Below are 16,275 nucleotides of genomic sequence, written 5' to 3'. Positions count from 1 at the left end.
TCACTGCCCCAGGATGTGGCTGCTGAACCAGGCGTTGATGGCACTCTCCCGCGCACCCCAGAAAGCCGGATCCAGATTGATCAAGGGTAAGGACTGGGTGCTGGCCATCCCCGGATCCGCTGTCGGAGCAGTGCGGGTGATGGGCCAGTAATAACCGTCCGGCGCGCCCTTGCGCATGGCAAGCTCCTGCGCCTTTGGGCTCAGCATGAAACGGGCGAAGTCTGCCGCGTCACGCCGCTGCTTGGCACTGAGATGGTCCGCAAACACCATCACGCGCGGCAGCAGCACTGCCGACTTCGGGATGCTCACTGCCCACCGGCCTGGCTGCTCCGCGGCAAGGGCATAGGCCGCCGACGACTGCACGATGGCCAGATCGACCTCACCCTGGCTCAGGGCGTGAATGGTATTGCTATTTTTGGGATAGACCTGCATGCCATTGGCTTTCAGGGCCAGCAGGAAGCTCTGGCCCGCTGGCCAGCCTCCATGACTGTACAGCCACCCCGCCACCTGCGGATAGGTAGGACCAGAAATGGCCGGATTGTTCATGGCAAAGCGCCCACGCCAGCGCGCCTGCAGCAGATCGTCCCAGGTGGCGGGAGCAGGACGCTTGGCCGGGTGCAGGAACACACCCGCCAGGGTATAGCCCGTGGGAATCCAGGCACCATCTGCCGGAATCAGGGACTTCCCGAGATCTGTCCAGGGAATATCCCTGGGCACGATACCCGAGGCGACCAGGTGCGCACGCTGGAGGCCGGCTGCCGCCGAGGCGCCATCGAACCAAGCCACGTCCCACTGGGGATTGTTGCCCTGGGCCGAGACGCGCGCCAGCAATGCCCCCGTGGACATCTCCACTACCCGTACCGGAATGCCCGACTCCTTCGTGAAGGCCTGGGCGAGCATGGGACCGTAACTGACGGCGCTGTAGAAGACGAGACCTGGCTTCTGGCGCGGCCAGAAACTCCACACGGCCACGACGATGAGCAAGGGAATGAGGATCCAGATGAGTTTGCGCACGATATACCTTCCATTTTGGACGTGTCACCCGCCACTCTCTGCCGAGAGGTGCACCTCGACGTCAAGCGCATCGTGTGCTTGGGCATGTTCTTGGTAAAAGGCGGGTAGCTGGTGTTCTCCACCGCTGCCAGGGCCGCCTTGTCGATGGCGCTGATGCCGCTGGATTGCGCGATTTGTGCCGACACCAGACGACCGGACGGGGTCAGTTCAAAGGCGACGATGGCGGTGCCCCGCAAGTGCATGAGGCGTACCGCCTCCGGAACCCGAGTGTCGGCCTGCACCCGCGCGCGTACCAGAGCCGCGTACTCCGCCAGGGCCGCCTTTTGGGCCGAGGGGCTCGGCGCCGGCGGTGGTGGTGGCGGCGGCGCAGTCACCGGCGGGCTTGGCGGCACCACCGGCGCCGTGGGCGCCGGCGTCTTGGCCACCAGCGGCTTGGGGCTCGGCTTCGGAATGTGATGGACTACCGGCTGCGGCTTGGGCTGCGGCACCGGTTTTGGCACGGGCTTTGGCACCGGTTTGGGTTTAGGCTGCACCACGGGCTTGGGCGGAACCGGCTTGGGTTTGGGTTTGGGCGGCGCCGGCTGCACCATGTGGATGGCAATTCGTTTGGGTTTGGGCGGCGGCGGCGCCTTCTGGTTACTGACCCAGACCAGGGCCATGATCAGCCCCGCCTCCAACAGCGCGGCGATGACCAGACCGCGACCAAAATAGCCCTGACGATGGGGTCCGCGCGGTGGCATTCCGGCGCTGTTTACGGTGACACTCATGGACTGCTTACCTCCATCTTGGCCCAGCCTGCCTTTGCAATCTCGCGGAAAAATCCCAAAGGCAGGCAGTGGCATCCGCAGATGCCATTGCCATGGGTTTTCAGAAATGTGCAGAAATACTGCCGTATACGGTCAAGGGTGCACCCGGGAGCGCCAGAATCTGGCCCGCCGAATCACCGCCCAATAGACCACCACCAGTAATGTACTCGAACTCGTTGTAGTGGTTGTTGGCAATATTGAGGATATCGACACTGAAGTCGACGGTCTTCAACATGGGCACGCTGCCCTGCATGGGAACCGTGCCGTGCAGACCGAGATTGACGGTACCGTAGCCCGGCATCTTGGTCGTACTCGGAGCGCCAGCATTGTTGTCGAACAAGGATTGCGCGCCCACATACTGGTACCACAGGCTGGGCTTGAGCAGTATGCCCGAGAGGTAGTAGCGATAGCTCGTACCGATGTTGAAGGTCTTGTTGGGCACGTTGGATACGGGCAGGCCATCGTAACTGACGCCACTCGTCACGTAGTGATCGAAGGTTGCCTTCTCGAAGTTGGCATTGGCAAAAACGTGCAGGTTGTACAGGATGTCGTCTTCGATGGCGATATTCACACCCTGGTAGATCGAATCGCCATTGGCGTCGCCGATGTAGTTACCGTTGGCGTCATAAAGCGGAATGTACTGATTCGTGTAGTGCAGATGATAGAAGCTTGCCGTAGCCAGGAAGTGGTGCAGGTACGGCGCGTTGTCAAAATGTACCTTGACGCCGGCATTGTAATCCGCACCCTTTTCCAGATTGTAGATGGGCGCTTTTTTCTGGAACAGGCCACCGCCGCCGCCAAATTGCGGCTCCTTGTAGGCCTGGGCATAGCTTGCGAATACCGCCAGCCAATGGAGCGGCTGCCAATTGAAATCCACCGAGGGTTCTACCTTGGTGAAGCTGGTATTGGCCGCGGGCAACTGTCCCTGGTCGTTCTTAGGATACAGCGCATAGGCTTGGGCAAAGTCCGTCTGACCTGCTGGCGTGTAGTGGGTCTGCAGGTTGATGAAACGTATCCCTGGGGTAATGTGCAGATTGCTCAGCGGGCTGATGCGATCCTGCAGGAAGGCCGCCAGGAAGGTCTGATCGAAGTAGTCGCTGCGATAGTGTGCATTGGGAACAAAGCGCGTGCCACCGTCCGCTGGATTGTAGAAGGCGTTGCGGGTGTTATACCGGCTATTCAGGAAATAGCCACCAAAGCTCACGTCGTTGTAGGGCAGCTTGGCACTGAGCCACAGTTTGTCGCCGTAGACGGCATCGTGGGGGTTATTGTACTCGTAGAGATTGGACGGATTGCCCAGGCCGTAATTATTGTAGTGGAAGTGCAGACGATGGCCGTGGCGGTACCACACCATGTTGTGCAGGCCCCAGGTTTTGTCCAGAGCCACATTGAGCTTGCTGTAGATCAACCAGGTACTGTTGCTGTCCTGCTTGTACCAGATGCCCTTGGGAAGCGAGGAATAAAAGCCGGTGGTAGTCTGACTGTACAGGGGGGATCCTGCCGCACCGGTGAGCGTCACGCCATTGATGGGATTCACCGGGATGGGCACGGGCCGATAGCCCGATCCCTTGGCAAGGTAGGCTCCCACGGAAAAATCGCCGTTGCTGAAGGTCTTGCGGGTTTTCAGGAACCAGGCATAACTGTAGCTGGGGTTATTGAAACCATCGGGACTCTGGCGATAACTCTGGGACGAACCCGCGCCACCGGCGATGATGGTGGACCAACCGTCGATACTACCCGTACGGATGTTGAACACGATGTTCTTGGAATCGTAATTGCCGTAGGTCAGCTTGATGTCGCCACCGGGTTTGGCCGTGGGCTGCAGGGGAACGAAGTCGATCTGCCCGCCGATGTTGTTGTACCAGCGGTTTTGCGGATTACCGGGACCGTAGGTGAGGTTGATGCCCTGCAGGATTCCCGTCTGCGGCACTTGTGGTGATTCCCACAGGCCAGTGCCCGGATCCACCATGGGTACGCCATCAAAGGTCACCGAAAGGCTGCCGTCATCGATCTGGCCACCGGAAAAGCCGCCGTAACCCTGCTTTATTCCATTGATACTGATGGAGTTCTTGGTTGCCCCGGTATTTCCGTAACTGGTGACACCCACACCCGGCGCGTAGGAGAGCGCCTGCGCACTGCCACCCAGAGGGCCAGCGGCTGCGATCTGTTCCTTACCCAGCACCTTGATGGATTGGCCGGAATTGAAGTTGTGCTTCTGGGTGAGGGATTGCGCCTGCGCGCTTCCCAGATAGGACTCCGCTGCGGCAGCGGCACTCACCTCGCCCACGGACACGGCGGCGGACTGCGTTGGCGCCGTGGCGCTGCCAAGGTCCGCACCGAAGGCTGTGGGACAGAACATTGCACCCATCAGGGCGAGGAACAGAGGCGACGGGGTCATGGACCTCGGCGTGCCGTGCCCGGCATGCACACGAGCAGTGGCGATAGTATTGCGGTTAGACACGTTTACTCTCCTTCTTGGTTTGTGGCGGTTGAAGTGACCGGCGATCAGCCGTTGGGTTTGGCGGCAATGCCGATATCGCTGACCCCGGCCTTCTGGCAGGCATCCATGACGTGGATGAAGTCCTGAAACGGTACGGCCTTGTCAGCGGCAATGGTGATTTCGGTCTTGGCCGGGTCGCCATCGTGGGCGAGCATGCTCTGCAGCCCGGCAAGGTCGTAGTGCTTGCCCTTCACGTCCACCGTGCCATCTTTTTCAATGTTGATGGTGTAGTGCGGACGCGGCAGCGCTTTGGCTTCGCTGGACTTGGGCAATTGCAGGTTGAGGCCCTGATCGGGGATCATCTGCAAGGTGATCATGATGAAGAACACCAGCAGAAAGAGCATGATATCGATCATGGGAATGATCTCCACCCGCCCCTTGCGTTGTTCGAAGTAGCGCCGCTCCATCAGCCGACCCTCGCCATCCGCGGCAGCTCGGCGGTATGAACGTCCGCATCGCCCTCGGGATTGAGCATGGGTTGACCGTCCATACGGTTGATGAGCATGGTCTTGACGGAATCCAGCTGCAGCAGGATCTGGCGGACCTGGTTGTTAAACCCGTTGAAGGCGAGCAGTCCCAGGATGGCGATGAAGAGCCCCGAGGCCGTCGCCACCAGGGCGTCGGCGACACCACCCGTCACTTCCGTCGGCGCGTGCCCAGGAGCCGCCAACACGTGGAAGGCATGGAACATCCCGATGATCGTACCGAACAGACCCAACAGGGGTGCCAGGGTGATGATGGTGTCCAGCAGCCAGAGGCGACGATCGAGATTGGGTGCCAGGGTGATGACGGATTCCTCGAGACGGCTGGCGAGGGCCTCACCTTTGACCTGGCCGGCGTGGGCAGCGGCCATGCGCAGGAGTACCCCCTCGGGCAGATCCCCGGCCCGTTGGGCGAGCTCATGCAGTTGTTCCCGATTCAGTCGGCCTTGATTGGCCACTTCATGAACGATGGCGTCGCCGCGCACGATGGTGCGGCGCAGATACCAGAAACGGTCGACCATGACCGCGAGCTCTACCAGCAGCAGTGCCGCCAGGACGTAGAGGACACCTTCGGAATAGTTGGCCAGATGGATGATGTATGAAAAGTCCATGGATTTTTCCCTCGCTGTGGAAAGCAAATCCTAACACTGGAATATGACAGTATTATGAAGCTTATATGACATTTTTGTGACATTATTATGACAAATGCATGACAAGAAGAATCAGCTCGCCGGAACGCTGAGGCGATAACCGAAGCCATGGACCGTTTCCAGCCAGATATCCGCACCTGCCGCTTCCAGCGCTTTGCGCAGACGATGGATCTGTGCAGCGATAGTATTTTCCTGCACGAATTTGCGCCCATCGCTGAGGTGATGAGCAATCTCTGCGGCGGAAAAAGTCTGTCCGGGGTGCAGGGCAAGGTAGTGAAAAAGGCGAAAAATGCGACGACTGAGCTGTAGCTCCTGCTCCTGTACCCAGATGCGGTGCGCCATGGGGTCGATGCGCAGCACTCCCGGAATCTCCACGGCCGTGCCCTCCCAGCCCTGGCCGCCGCGCAGTAGGGCGCTGGCCTGGGCGATGAGCAGGGTTTCGCTGAGGGGATAGGTGAGATAGGCGTGTACCCCGGCATCCAGGGCGGCCATGGCCTGATCGTCGCCTTCCGGACCCAGGGCGAGGACGCGCAGATTTTCCCCCTGCGGCCCCGCCAGCCACTGACGCAGATCCGTCGCCAGATCTCCCTGCCAGGACAACAAGATGAGCAGCTGCGGGCGCCAGTCGCGCAAGACTTCAGCCACGAGCTTGCGGTCGGTGGCACGGCGGGGAAAAGCACCGGATCGACGCAGGCGCTGGGTCAAGCCATCTATTTCCGGCGCTTGCCCAAAGAGCAGGGTGCGGGCACGATAGAGGGGGTCCATCTCGTCCCAACGCACCGCGCTGAGCAGAGCGAGGGCATCACCGAGGTGGACGGCATGGTGCAGGGTTCCAGCAATAAAGGCATACAGCATGGCAGGGTTCCTCTCGGGGTCGCAGGCCAGGTCGAGCCGACGAAGCTTCGATCAACGCTCCAAGGATACCCCGCTAATATGACAGCTTTATGAACCTTTTATGACAAAATGATGACAGTGAGGGGAGGATTCTTGTCGCCTACAGACTTCGGGGAAGACTTTTTTGTGCCAAGCATCCTATAATCGCCGTGGAAGCAGGTAACGTTTTGACTTTTCCCGATGTCGGCACCCCTGGAAATGCCCCAAGCATGCTCGAAACCGCCAACTGCAGAAGTATCTTCATCTCCGACATCCATCTGGGAACCAAGGGTTGCCAGGCCGAGGCCCTGCTGGATTTTCTGCGCCACTACCGCGCCGCACACCTGTATCTGGTGGGGGACATCATCGATCTCTGGGCACTGCGGCGACGCTGGTACTGGCCCAGTGCCCACAGCACCGTAATCCAGAAGATCCTGCGGCAGGCACGCAATGGCATTCGGGTGGTCTATGTCCAGGGCAATCACGACCCCATCCTCGGCTTTCTGCACTCTCTGCTGGAGGCCGAGGGCGGCGGTCTGCACTTCGGGGATATCCGCATCGTTACCGACTGCGTGCACGAAACCGCCGATGGTCGCCGCATCTGGGTCACCCACGGCGATCAGTTCGATGTCAGCGCCCGCTACGCCGTCTGGCTGACCCGCCTGGGCGATCGCGGCTACGGACTCCTGCTCGCCCTCAACCGTTACCATCAGCGCCTCAATCGTCTGCTGGGCATCCGCAGCCGCTGGTCCCTCAGCGCCTTCGTCAAACACCGCATCAAAAAAGCCGTGCAGTTCATCAGCCAGTACGAGCAGTTCCTTGCCCTGCGCTGTCATCAGGCGGGCTACGATGGTGTGGTCTGCGGCCACATCCACCACGCCGAAATCAAGAATCTGGCCGGTGTCCAATACTTCAACGACGGCGATTGGGTGGAGAGCTGCACCGCTTTGGTGGAGGACTTTGACGGCCAGATGCACTTGGTGCACTGGGGCCCGGACGGATTACCCGTGGACCAGCGGCCGCTGCTCGACCCCCAGAGCGTGGCGCTGGATGAGGAAGTCGTCGCGTGAAGATCGCGCTGGTCACGGACGCCTGGCATCCGCAGATCAACGGTGTCGTGCGTGCCCTCAGCGAAACCGCCGCACAGGCGCAGCGGATGGGCCACGAGGTATTGGTGGTCAACAGTCTTGGCCAGCGTACCGTGCCCTGCCCCACCTACCGCGAAATTCGCCTGACCCTACGCCCCTACGCCTCGATTAAGCGCTTGCTTGGCGATTTCCAGCCGGACGCCGTGCACATCGCCACGGAAGGCCCGCTGGGGCTTGCGGCACGCTTCTACTGCAAGCGTCGGCGTTGGGACTTCACCACCTCCTTCCACACTCGCTTTCCCGAATATCTGGCGGCACGGGCGCCGGTGCCGCTGGGTTTGAGTTACGCCTTTCTGCGCTGGTTTCACGGTGGCGCGGCCCACACCATGGTCTCCAACCCTGCCTTGGCCGAAGACCTGCGTGCCCGTGGCATTACCCGCCTGGCACTCTGGAGCCGCGGCGTGGACACCACGCTCTTTCGCCCACTCCCCGAGGCGGAACGGCACGCCATCCTGGACCTTCCGCGTCCGGTCTATGCGTATTTCGGGCGGGTGGCGGTGGAAAAGAATGTGGAGGATTTCCTGCGCCTGCAGTTGCCCGGAAGCAAGGTGGTCATCGGTGACGGGCCGCAGGCGGCGGAACTGCAGTCCCGTTATCCCGACGTGCACTGGCTGGGGATGCGCCAGGGCGAGGATCTCGCCCGCCATCTGGCGGCTACGGATGTCATGGTCTTCCCCAGCCGCACCGATACCCTGGGTCTCGTCATCCTCGAGGCCAATGCCTGCGGTGTACCGGTGGCGGCCTATCCCGTGGTAGGTCCCTTGGCCACCGTGCGCAATGGCATCAACGGCATCCTCGATGCCGATCTGCGCACGGCGGCGCTGGCGGCCCTGGAGCTGTCGCGGGAGTCCTGTCGGGAACGCGCGATGGTCTACGACTGGGCTGGCTGTACCCGAGAATTCCTGGGCAACCTCGTACCGGCCCGGGGCCGGCACTAGGACTCAGGCCGCCTTGCGCGCCAGGCTTTCGGGCAGGGATTCGCGCGCCATCTCGTTACCGAGCCAGAGGGTGGTCACGACGCCAACCCCGCCAGCGCCGGCCAGCAAGAAGAGCAAGCCCGCTTCGCCCAGGGTCGCCTGGATGGTGGGCAGCAGGAACACACTGGTGGCTGCGCCCAGTCGGCTGACGGCGGTGGCGAAACCGTGGCCGCTGGCGCGCAGCTCCGTCGGATAGAGCTCCGTCGGGATGATCCAGGTGGTGGTTCCGGGGCCAAAGCTATTGCTGATCTGAAAGAGCAAGAGACCCGTGGCCACGGCCCAGAAAGGCGGTTCACCCAAGGCTACCAGCAGTACCCCCACGAGCCCAAGACCCAGCGCGTCACCCAAAAAACCGATGATCTGGGCGCGGCGGCGACCGATCCGGTCGATGAGCAGGGCCAAGGGAATCCAGCCGATGACAAAGGCAAGACTGAACAGGGTATTGCCGATCACCGCCTGTTCGTTGGTCTTGAGACCCAGATGCAGGAGCATGAGGGGGAGGAAAATGGCTAAGGCGTACCCCATGACGTCCATCATGAACCAGGGAATGCAGGCATACAGGGTCAGCTTGAGGTAACGTTTACCGAAGAGGTCCAGCCAGCTGTGGCGCCGTGCCCCCTCCATGGCAGCGGCCGTCTCCTCCAGAGCTGCGCGCCGCTCGGCTGCCGAGAGTTGCGGAGCGAGCCAGGCCACGACCCGCTCGGCGTCCGCTACCCGTCCGCGACGCAGATACCAGCGCGGCGATTCCGGCAGATTGCGCCGCATCCACAAGACCAGAATGGCGGGCAGCGCGCCCGAGGCCAACATCCAGCGCCAGGCGTCGGGTCCCGTGTGCAGGAGGGCAAGGCCGACGAGGCTCGAGACCACGGCTCCGCCCATCCATAAACCAAAGATCCAGGTCATCACCGCCCCACGGCGGTCCTTGGGCATGAACTCCGCCATATAGGTGGAGCTCAGGGGATAATCGGCGCCCACCCCAAGGCCCAGTAAAAAGCGGAAGGCCACCAGGGAAGCGATATCCCAGGCGAAACCCGAGAGCAGTGCCGCAAAGAAAAAAGCCGCGATATCGATGAGGTAGATGGTCTTGCGGCCAAAGCGATCGGCGATGGGGCCGCCCAGAAGTCCCCCCACCAGAGCACCCACCAGGGCCGCAGTCCCCAAAAGGCCCAGGGCGGCAGAACTGGGGTGCCACTGATCCTTGAGGACGATGAGGGCGATGGCCATGATGCTGAGATCGTAGCCATCGAGGAAGATCCCGAGGCCCGAGGCCCAAAGGACGCGGCGGTGCCGGCGGGTGATGGACTGCTCATCGAGGGTGGTGAATACGGCACTCATGCGGCAGTGGCTCCTCTGCTATGGCTGCGTGCGGCGCGCTCGAGCTTCCGGCGCACGCGACGGTCGTCTTCTCATCCAGTATAAAGACGCATTGTGACAGTTTGACATGCCTGTTAACCTTTCTCAGCAACAAGCCGGACCGGGATATGTTCCATACAGGCATTGAGCAACCTCAGGGGCAGTTCTGGCTCCCAGAAACGGCGATTGAAGCGATAGACAAACTCGTTCAGATATTCCTGCAGATATTTGCCGGATACCCCATGGAATGTGCCCAAAAGAAAGGCCTTGAGGTTACCAATGGCGATGTGTACCCACGGCAACCACTCGTCCACCTGATGCGGTTTGGTCACGCGCCCCTCATGCTCTTGGCTCTCTCCGAGAACTCGCAGCGCTATTAAGCCGTCGGTGCGGGTAGGTTGCTTGGGGCGCAAGCGTCGCCGCGCGAATTCGCGAATCCGGTCGGCAGAGACCGAAGGCGTCGTCTCGATGGCAATAAAGCCCGCCTTCTTGCCCCGGTTTTCCACGGCAACCAAGATCGGTGTTTTGCCTTCGGCCCCTCGACCGCTCTTCCCCCCAGACCGGCGTCCACCGACAAAGGCATCGTCCAACTCTACCAGCCCTTCCAAGCGATACAGACTGTCGCGATCGCCCATGGCGCGGCGCATGCGGCGCAACATCCGGTGAGCCGTGATCCAGGAGACCCCAATCTGCTTCGACAGCCGCAGGGCGGACAATCCGCCCTTGTCGCTCGCCATCAAATAGATGGCCAGGAACCATTGCACCAGGGGCACATTGGACGAATGAAAAATTGTGCCGGCCGTCACCGAGGTCTGATGGCGACAGTGCCCGCACTGAAAGAGTTTTCGTCCGGCGATCCAGTATCCGCGGTCATGGCCGCATTTCGGACATCGAAACCCCTCGGGCCAGCGCTTTTGTTTCAGCGCCTCCAAGCAGGCCTCTTCCGTGCCAAACCGCGCTTGCCACTGCAAGAGGTTCGTCGCTTCAGCTTTCATCTCAGACCTCCTTTCTCTATGCCTCACAGAGAGTTAGAGCTTGATTGCTGAGAATGATTCAGAGGCATGCAGTTTGATGACAATCGGCGCCGCCAAAGCTCCAGAGCCTCACTGCAGTTTCCCCTCATTGGCCTCGAAGCTCGCTACCGTGGTACCGTGGGCGGCGGCATACTGGCGCAAATAGGCCTCGAAGTCCCGATAGCTTCGCTGCCCTTTGCTCGCGATCCACTCCTGGCGCAACTGCTCCGGTCCCGGCACCCTGAGCAGACTCGTGGGCGTGTAGCTAGCGCTGGCGGCAAGGGCCACCGTGGCACCGTGGGGGTCCGTGTGGGCCTTCAGCCAAGCCGCCGTGGGAAGGTTACCGGTGGCGCCCGCCTCACGGCGCAGCAGCAACTGCCGGCTGCATTTCCCGGCATTGAACTGGACGGCTACCTGCATGGGCAGTACCGGCATGGGGTCCTTGCGCGGACGATCGCGCCAGATGCCGGAGATGACCTCTGCATTGGCATCCCACTGGGACATGGGCGGCAGGCCGAAGGTGGCTTCGATGGTGCGGACGATGTTCACCTGGGAGAGGGGTGCGGTGTCCAGATCCCCGCCCTTGACCCAGGGCCCCATGGCCAAGGCAAAGGTACGGTGGGCATCGATGTGATCCGCGCCCGACTGGGCATCGTCTTCGGTCAGGAAGACGGCCATGTGTCGCCACTGAGGCGTGCTAGCCAGATAGTGGAGCAACTGGGCCGTGGCGTGGTCGTTGTCGGCCACGTAGTAGTCGGGGCTGTAGTAACAGGGCGCCAGGCCCGCCGTGTGATCGTCGGGAATCCAGATGAAGATGAAATGGGGAAAGCGCTTGCCGGAATGGGCGCGCAGCCAGCGGATGGCCGCTTTTACCCGCGTCCCGTCCAGTAGCATCCGGTCCCAGCCGGGATAGGTGGCGTCGACGTGCGCCAAAAGGGCCTTGCGGATGACGCCATCGCGACTGCGGCTCAGATTCTCACCGAAGTCTTCAAAGGAGACGCCGTGCGCGAGAAGATCGTTGAAGAGGTAGAGGCGCTCGGGATAGCTCATCCAGGGATTGGTGTAATGCCCCAACGACCGGCGGTTGTATTGGTAGGGGTCGTGACTGCCGGGGGCGCCGGGACTGAGGCTGGAGGACCCCCCGGGACCGGCATTCCAGAGCAGGCCGCGGCTGGAGTAGTACTCTGGCCACAGACGCTGCACGACATCGGAGTCCGACGCGCCGTCCGTCCACTGATGTCCCTGGGCCGTGACCTCACCATCGGCCATGAAGTTGGCGAACAGCACGTTGTGCGCCGCCCAATGGTACAGATTCGGCAGTTCCTTGGGCCCGTACAGGTCGAAGTGCGGATCGGCCCAGGAGCCCGCCGCCCGATAGTCGCCGAAGTCTTCGTCGAAGGTCTTGTTCTCCCGCAGGATGAAGACCACATAGTGGATGTGGCGACGCAGGAAATCCGTCGTCTTGGCATTCTGCTCCGCCAGGGCCTGCCGCTGCGCTGCACTGAAACCGTCGTCGGCGAGGGCCAGGTCGGTCCAATGCCCAAGCTTTTCGGGCAGTTCGTCCAGATCCACGCGCTGCAGGAGCCCATGCATCATGTTGCCGATGTACTGCCACTGCAGGTTGGGTCCGGTGCCAAAGCCCTTGCCGGCGGTGATGTACAGGTAATGGCCGTGAACGGCCAAAGCCGTGGGGTACCAGGCGGTGGGAATAAGGCCTTCAAGCTTGCCCGACTTGGCGGCGAAGACCGCCACGTCGTCGTTGCCGGCATTGGCAACGAAGAGCTTGCCGTCGGAAAGGGCCAGGGCATCGGGATAACTGCCGGGTGGGGCGTCGGGATAGGGACTGTCCGCCAGCACCCGCACGGGCTTCAGGGTTTCGCTGTCGATCTCGACGACGGCATCGCTGTTGGCATCGGCTACCCAGACATCGGGGCCATCGGCCGCTGCCACCATGGCCGTGGGGTGGGCACCGGCGGCGCGACTGTGCGGCCCAAGGGGTGGCGCCGTGCGCACCCGACCGAGCACCCGAAAGCCCTGCCGATCCACCACCGTCACCCCGTCGCCGGCCCAGTCGCTGATCACAAGCCGCTTTCCCTGATCCGCCAGGACCACGGCAAAGGGATAGGGGCCGACATTGAGGTAATCGGTCTTGCCACTGACGAGATCGATACGGGCAAGGCTATTGGCGAGCATGCCGGTCACGTAGAGATGCTTGTCGTGCGGCCCGAGCACCACGGAATCGGGATAGAACAGCCACGGCTTCTGGCGGTGATTGCCCTGATAGACGTAGGGATACTGACTCTTGGGAAAGCTCTGCCAGTGCAACGGATAACTGCGCAGGACGGTGACCTTGCCCGCATGCACCTGCAGCGCATAGACGGCGTCGGCGGCGCCACCCGTGGCATACCAGCGCCCATCGGGACCAGCGACGAGGCCCTGGAAGAGATCGGCCTTGCCCAGGGTGGTCGTGGCCACCGCCTGGGGATTGGATTCCGCCTTGAGGCTATCCTCGGCCTCTTTCTGCAACACCGACGCCGTTTGCGCCGTGGCGTAGGCCGTCCCCGCCGCACCGGTGTGCTCGGGGTCGATGGCGATGGCCGTGCCGCCCGGCGTTGCGAAGGCCACGGGCTTGGGCGGCACCGGCTTGCTCAGGGCAGCAAAGCGGGCCAAGCGCTGAAGATGGGGATCAAACCAGGTGATGGTCTGAAAGGGCGTCGCACCGTTGGCCAGCACCCCGATGCGGTCACCCGCCACGGCCACCTGCGTGGGGAAATTGGGGGTGCTCACCACGGTACCCACGGGGGTTACCCGCCGCCAGGTGGGCAGAATGCCGGTAAACTCGCTCCGATTGGCCGCCGTTATCTGCATCGGTTGAGCCACCAGGGCAGGGTCGGCAAAGGCCATGGGCGTTGCCGTGGTCAAGATTGCCACCACACCCGCAAGGAGCGCCGCGGGACGGCGCGAAAAGGGCCGCCGGTACATCCAATGTCCGCCTTTTGTCCAAGCCTTCATTCTTAGTTCCTCGTGTTCGATTTTTCTGAGCACAGGCCCGTCCTGTGCTCAGAAAAAACGCGTCCCTGGGGACGCAAGGCTCTTGAGGAGGAGAACTACCGTACAATCCTTAAAAACTGGCGGAGAAGGAGGCGTAGACTGCGCGTGGCGCACCGGGAATGACCAGAATGGCGCCTTGACTGTTGGGCCCATACTCGCCACCACTGGTGATATAGCCCTGACTGTTGTACTTGCGGTTGAGGAGGTTATCGATCATCAGGCTCACCCCCACCCTCTTCAGCCCCGGGATCATGGAATCAAAAGCCAGGGTATCGGCAGACAGACCGAGATTGACGATGTTGTAGGCTGATCCGGGCAGGCGCGTCGGGTCCGGCAGATTGGTGTTGTTGTTGAAGGTCGTCACGGAAGAGGCGTACTGATCGCTCAGGCGCACCGCAAAGCGGGTATTGGCGGCATACCAGCGGTAGCCTGCGTCAAAACCCAGGATCAGCGTCGGCGTTCCAGGCATGCGCGCGTCGATCACGGGGCTGCCACCAGCCGGTAGATAGCTCGGGTAGTAGGCATGCTGGATGGTATCCCGAGTGCCTGCGAAAAAGCCGAGGCCCTTGCCATACTGTAGGAGCAGATTGACACCGTTGTAGATGGCGCTGACCCGATCCAACTTGCTGATGAGATCCGAGGGCAGAAAGGTGGCAATGACGGCATTGCCCAAATGCTGGTGAAAGCCGCTCAGTTGCGCCTGCCAGGCACCCATGTGCCACTTGAGTCCACCGATATAGCTGTTGATGTCCGTGGGCGATTTGGGCACCTCCACCGTGGCTTGCTGGTAATTGCCGTAGGCGGCGGCAGGCGCCGTCTGGAAATTCTTGGCCCAGATGGCAAAGGCGTGCAAACCCGGCAGGATACGGTAATTGATGCCGAGGCTGGGCGCGAGCTTGGTGTAGCTGTTGTCGTTGTTCCCGGCCTTATAGGTCACCGGGGTGGAACCGGGTGGAATGGCGGCCTCGGAATTGTTCACAAACTGGACGTGGTAGTTGATTAGCTGCAGACCCGGGGTGATATGCAGGGCTGAGATGGGATGAAAATCGTCCTGCAGGAACGCGGTCGCACCATCCCAGTAATCGTAATAATCCGCTGCAAACAGAGGCTTGCTGGCACTGCTGGCGAGGACCGCGGGATTGTAGCCGTAATAGAGGCTCTCGTAGCGGCTGTGCTGATAGTACCCGCCAAAACGCACGGAATTCATGGGCAGATTCCAGTGAAAGGCCAGACGATCGCCAATGGTGCGGGTGGTGCCGGTAAAGTCTTCGGTATTCACGGTGTGCGGAAAATAATCGTTCACCCGGTAATGGTGGCGATAGCCGCTGCGGAAGTAGAGGGTATTGTCGACGCTGAGGCGCTGCGCCAGGTGCACCATGAGCCGCGCATACACGAGGTACATGTGGGCGGTGTCGTTCTTGAAGTACTGACTGGTGGGGACGGTGTAGTAATAACCCGTCGTTCCCTGACTGAGCAACTCGCCGGGTTGTCCGTATCCCCCTGTGGTTACTCCCGGGATGGGACTTGCGGGGATGTAGAGGGGCCGAAATTCCTGGGTGTGGCTGAAGAAAAAGCCGGCGCTGAAATGGCCACCATGGAAGTCCTTGATGGTCTTGGCAAAGAAGGCCTCGGCCTGATTGGGGGCGTGGTAGGGTCCGGTGCGAAAGCCGGCGCTGCGGGTGTAGCCACCGCCCAGTTCACTGCGCCAGCCATTGATGGATCCCGTCTGCAGCATGGTCGATGCCGAATAGGTAGCGAAACTGCCGCCACCGAGATCGAGACTGGCGCCAGCCTTTGCCGTCGGCTCCACCGGGATGAGGTTGATGGTGCCGCCCATGCTGTCGTACCAACGGTGATCGGGATTGCCCGGCCCCTGGGTCACGTGAATATTGGCAAAAATGGAGGAGATGGGCGTTTCCGAACTCTCCCAGCCGTCGTACTGCGCCAGCGGGTTGTTCATGGGAACGCCATCGAAGAGTACCGAGAGACCGTTCTTCTCTGGATTACCGGGCGCCAGAGCAAAGCCTACCTGAATACCGTTGATGCGAATCTGATAGCGGGAAGCACCGTTGCCTGAACCGTAACCCTTCACCTGCACTCCCGGAGCCGCGCTGAGGGCCGTGACGATGCTGCCACCGGGTTGGACCAGGTCGCGGATCTGCTGATGGGTAATCTGGACCTGGTTTTCCGGCGATTCGCGCAGAGCCTTGGCCCGGGCCGCCGCCGTACCCGCGGCGTTGGTAGAGGAACTCACTTCACCGATATCGATTCCACCGTCACTAGCGGCGGTGGCGGCGAGGATACTCGCCGGCACCAGCCAAAGGCTGGCAAGGACCGCCGAAGACAGACAACGCAGAGCTGTGGGATGCTTCATGGGGCTGGCTTCCTGTGGAGAGAATGAGGAAAGC

Annotated in this window: 12 protein-coding genes; 2 read left to right on the top strand and 10 right to left on the bottom strand. The window is 61.5% G+C overall.

All coding sequences use genetic code 11. From position 1 onward, the window contains the following. The 6 genes from ACAty_RS05550 to ACAty_RS05520 all read right to left on the bottom strand — a co-directional run bounded on the left by ACAty_RS05550 (nt 1) and on the right by ACAty_RS05520 (nt 6,307). Nucleotides 1-966: an ABC transporter substrate-binding protein gene (locus ACAty_RS05550; RefSeq protein ID WP_238323826.1), complete on the bottom strand. Its 966-nt coding sequence runs from the start codon at nt 964-966 to the stop codon at nt 1-3. Then, a complete protein-coding gene (locus tag ACAty_RS15215) occupies nt 852-1,781 on the bottom strand; it encodes an energy transducer TonB (RefSeq protein ID WP_238323818.1) in 930 nt (309 codons plus the stop codon). Before ACAty_RS15215 ends, ACAty_RS05550 begins: the two co-directional genes overlap by 115 nt. Nucleotides 1,782-1,881: 100 nt before the next feature. Continuing rightward, nucleotides 1,882-4,281, bottom strand: a complete 2,400-nt coding sequence (locus ACAty_RS05535) for a TonB-dependent receptor (RefSeq protein WP_153801805.1) — start codon at nt 4,279-4,281, stop codon at nt 1,882-1,884. A 44-nt stretch (nt 4,282-4,325) separates the two neighbouring features. Then, nucleotides 4,326-4,727 carry an ExbD/TolR family protein gene (locus ACAty_RS05530; RefSeq protein ID WP_004871723.1) on the bottom strand — a complete coding sequence of 134 codons (402 nt, stop codon included), beginning with the start codon at nt 4,725-4,727 and terminating at the stop codon, nt 4,326-4,328. Further along, entirely contained in the window at nt 4,727-5,413 is a 687-nt protein-coding gene (locus ACAty_RS05525) for a MotA/TolQ/ExbB proton channel family protein (protein WP_004871719.1), read from the bottom strand. The genes ACAty_RS05530 and ACAty_RS05525 overlap by 1 nt, the downstream gene beginning before the upstream one ends. A 111-nt stretch (nt 5,414-5,524) precedes the next feature. After that, nucleotides 5,525-6,307, bottom strand: a complete 783-nt coding sequence (locus ACAty_RS05520; RefSeq protein WP_004871718.1) for a winged helix-turn-helix transcriptional regulator — start codon at nt 6,305-6,307, stop codon at nt 5,525-5,527. A 248-nt stretch (nt 6,308-6,555) separates the two neighbouring features. Between ACAty_RS05520 and ACAty_RS05515 the strand changes: the two genes are divergently transcribed. Further along, nucleotides 6,556-7,395, top strand: coding sequence for a UDP-2,3-diacylglucosamine diphosphatase (locus ACAty_RS05515; protein WP_004871716.1), 840 nt, complete (start codon nt 6,556-6,558; stop codon nt 7,393-7,395). After that, nucleotides 7,392-8,411 carry a glycosyltransferase family 4 protein gene (locus ACAty_RS05510; RefSeq protein WP_004871713.1) on the top strand — a complete coding sequence of 340 codons (1,020 nt, stop codon included), beginning with the start codon at nt 7,392-7,394 and terminating at the stop codon, nt 8,409-8,411. The genes ACAty_RS05515 and ACAty_RS05510 overlap by 4 nt, the downstream gene beginning before the upstream one ends. A gap of 3 nt (nt 8,412-8,414) precedes the next feature. On the opposite strand, the gene ACAty_RS05505 is transcribed toward ACAty_RS05510, so the two are convergent. The 4 genes from ACAty_RS05505 to ACAty_RS05490 form a co-directional block, all read right to left on the bottom strand. After that, entirely contained in the window at nt 8,415-9,785 is a 1,371-nt protein-coding gene (locus tag ACAty_RS05505; protein ID WP_004871708.1) for an MFS transporter, read from the bottom strand. A 113-nt stretch (nt 9,786-9,898) separates the two neighbouring features. Further along, entirely contained in the window at nt 9,899-10,798 is a 900-nt protein-coding gene (locus ACAty_RS05500; protein WP_014002140.1) for an IS1595 family transposase, read from the bottom strand. A gap of 108 nt (nt 10,799-10,906) precedes the next feature. Further along, complete coding sequence (locus ACAty_RS05495; RefSeq protein WP_038471740.1) at nt 10,907-13,828, bottom strand: bifunctional YncE family protein/alkaline phosphatase family protein; 2,922 nt, start codon at nt 13,826-13,828, stop codon at nt 10,907-10,909. 109 nt (nt 13,829-13,937) lie between these two features. Continuing rightward, on the bottom strand, nt 13,938-16,241 hold the full coding sequence (locus tag ACAty_RS05490) for a TonB-dependent receptor (protein ID WP_004871702.1): 2,304 nt from the start codon (nt 16,239-16,241) through the stop codon (nt 13,938-13,940). Nucleotides 16,242-16,275: the final 34 nt, after the last annotated feature.

Origin of the sequence: Acidithiobacillus caldus ATCC 51756 (assembly GCF_000175575.2) — a bacterium.
Taxonomy (GTDB): domain Bacteria; phylum Pseudomonadota; class Gammaproteobacteria; order Acidithiobacillales; family Acidithiobacillaceae; genus Acidithiobacillus_A; species Acidithiobacillus_A caldus.
Note: the sequence above shows the minus strand (reverse complement) of the source record. Positions and strands in the feature narration are given on the sequence as shown.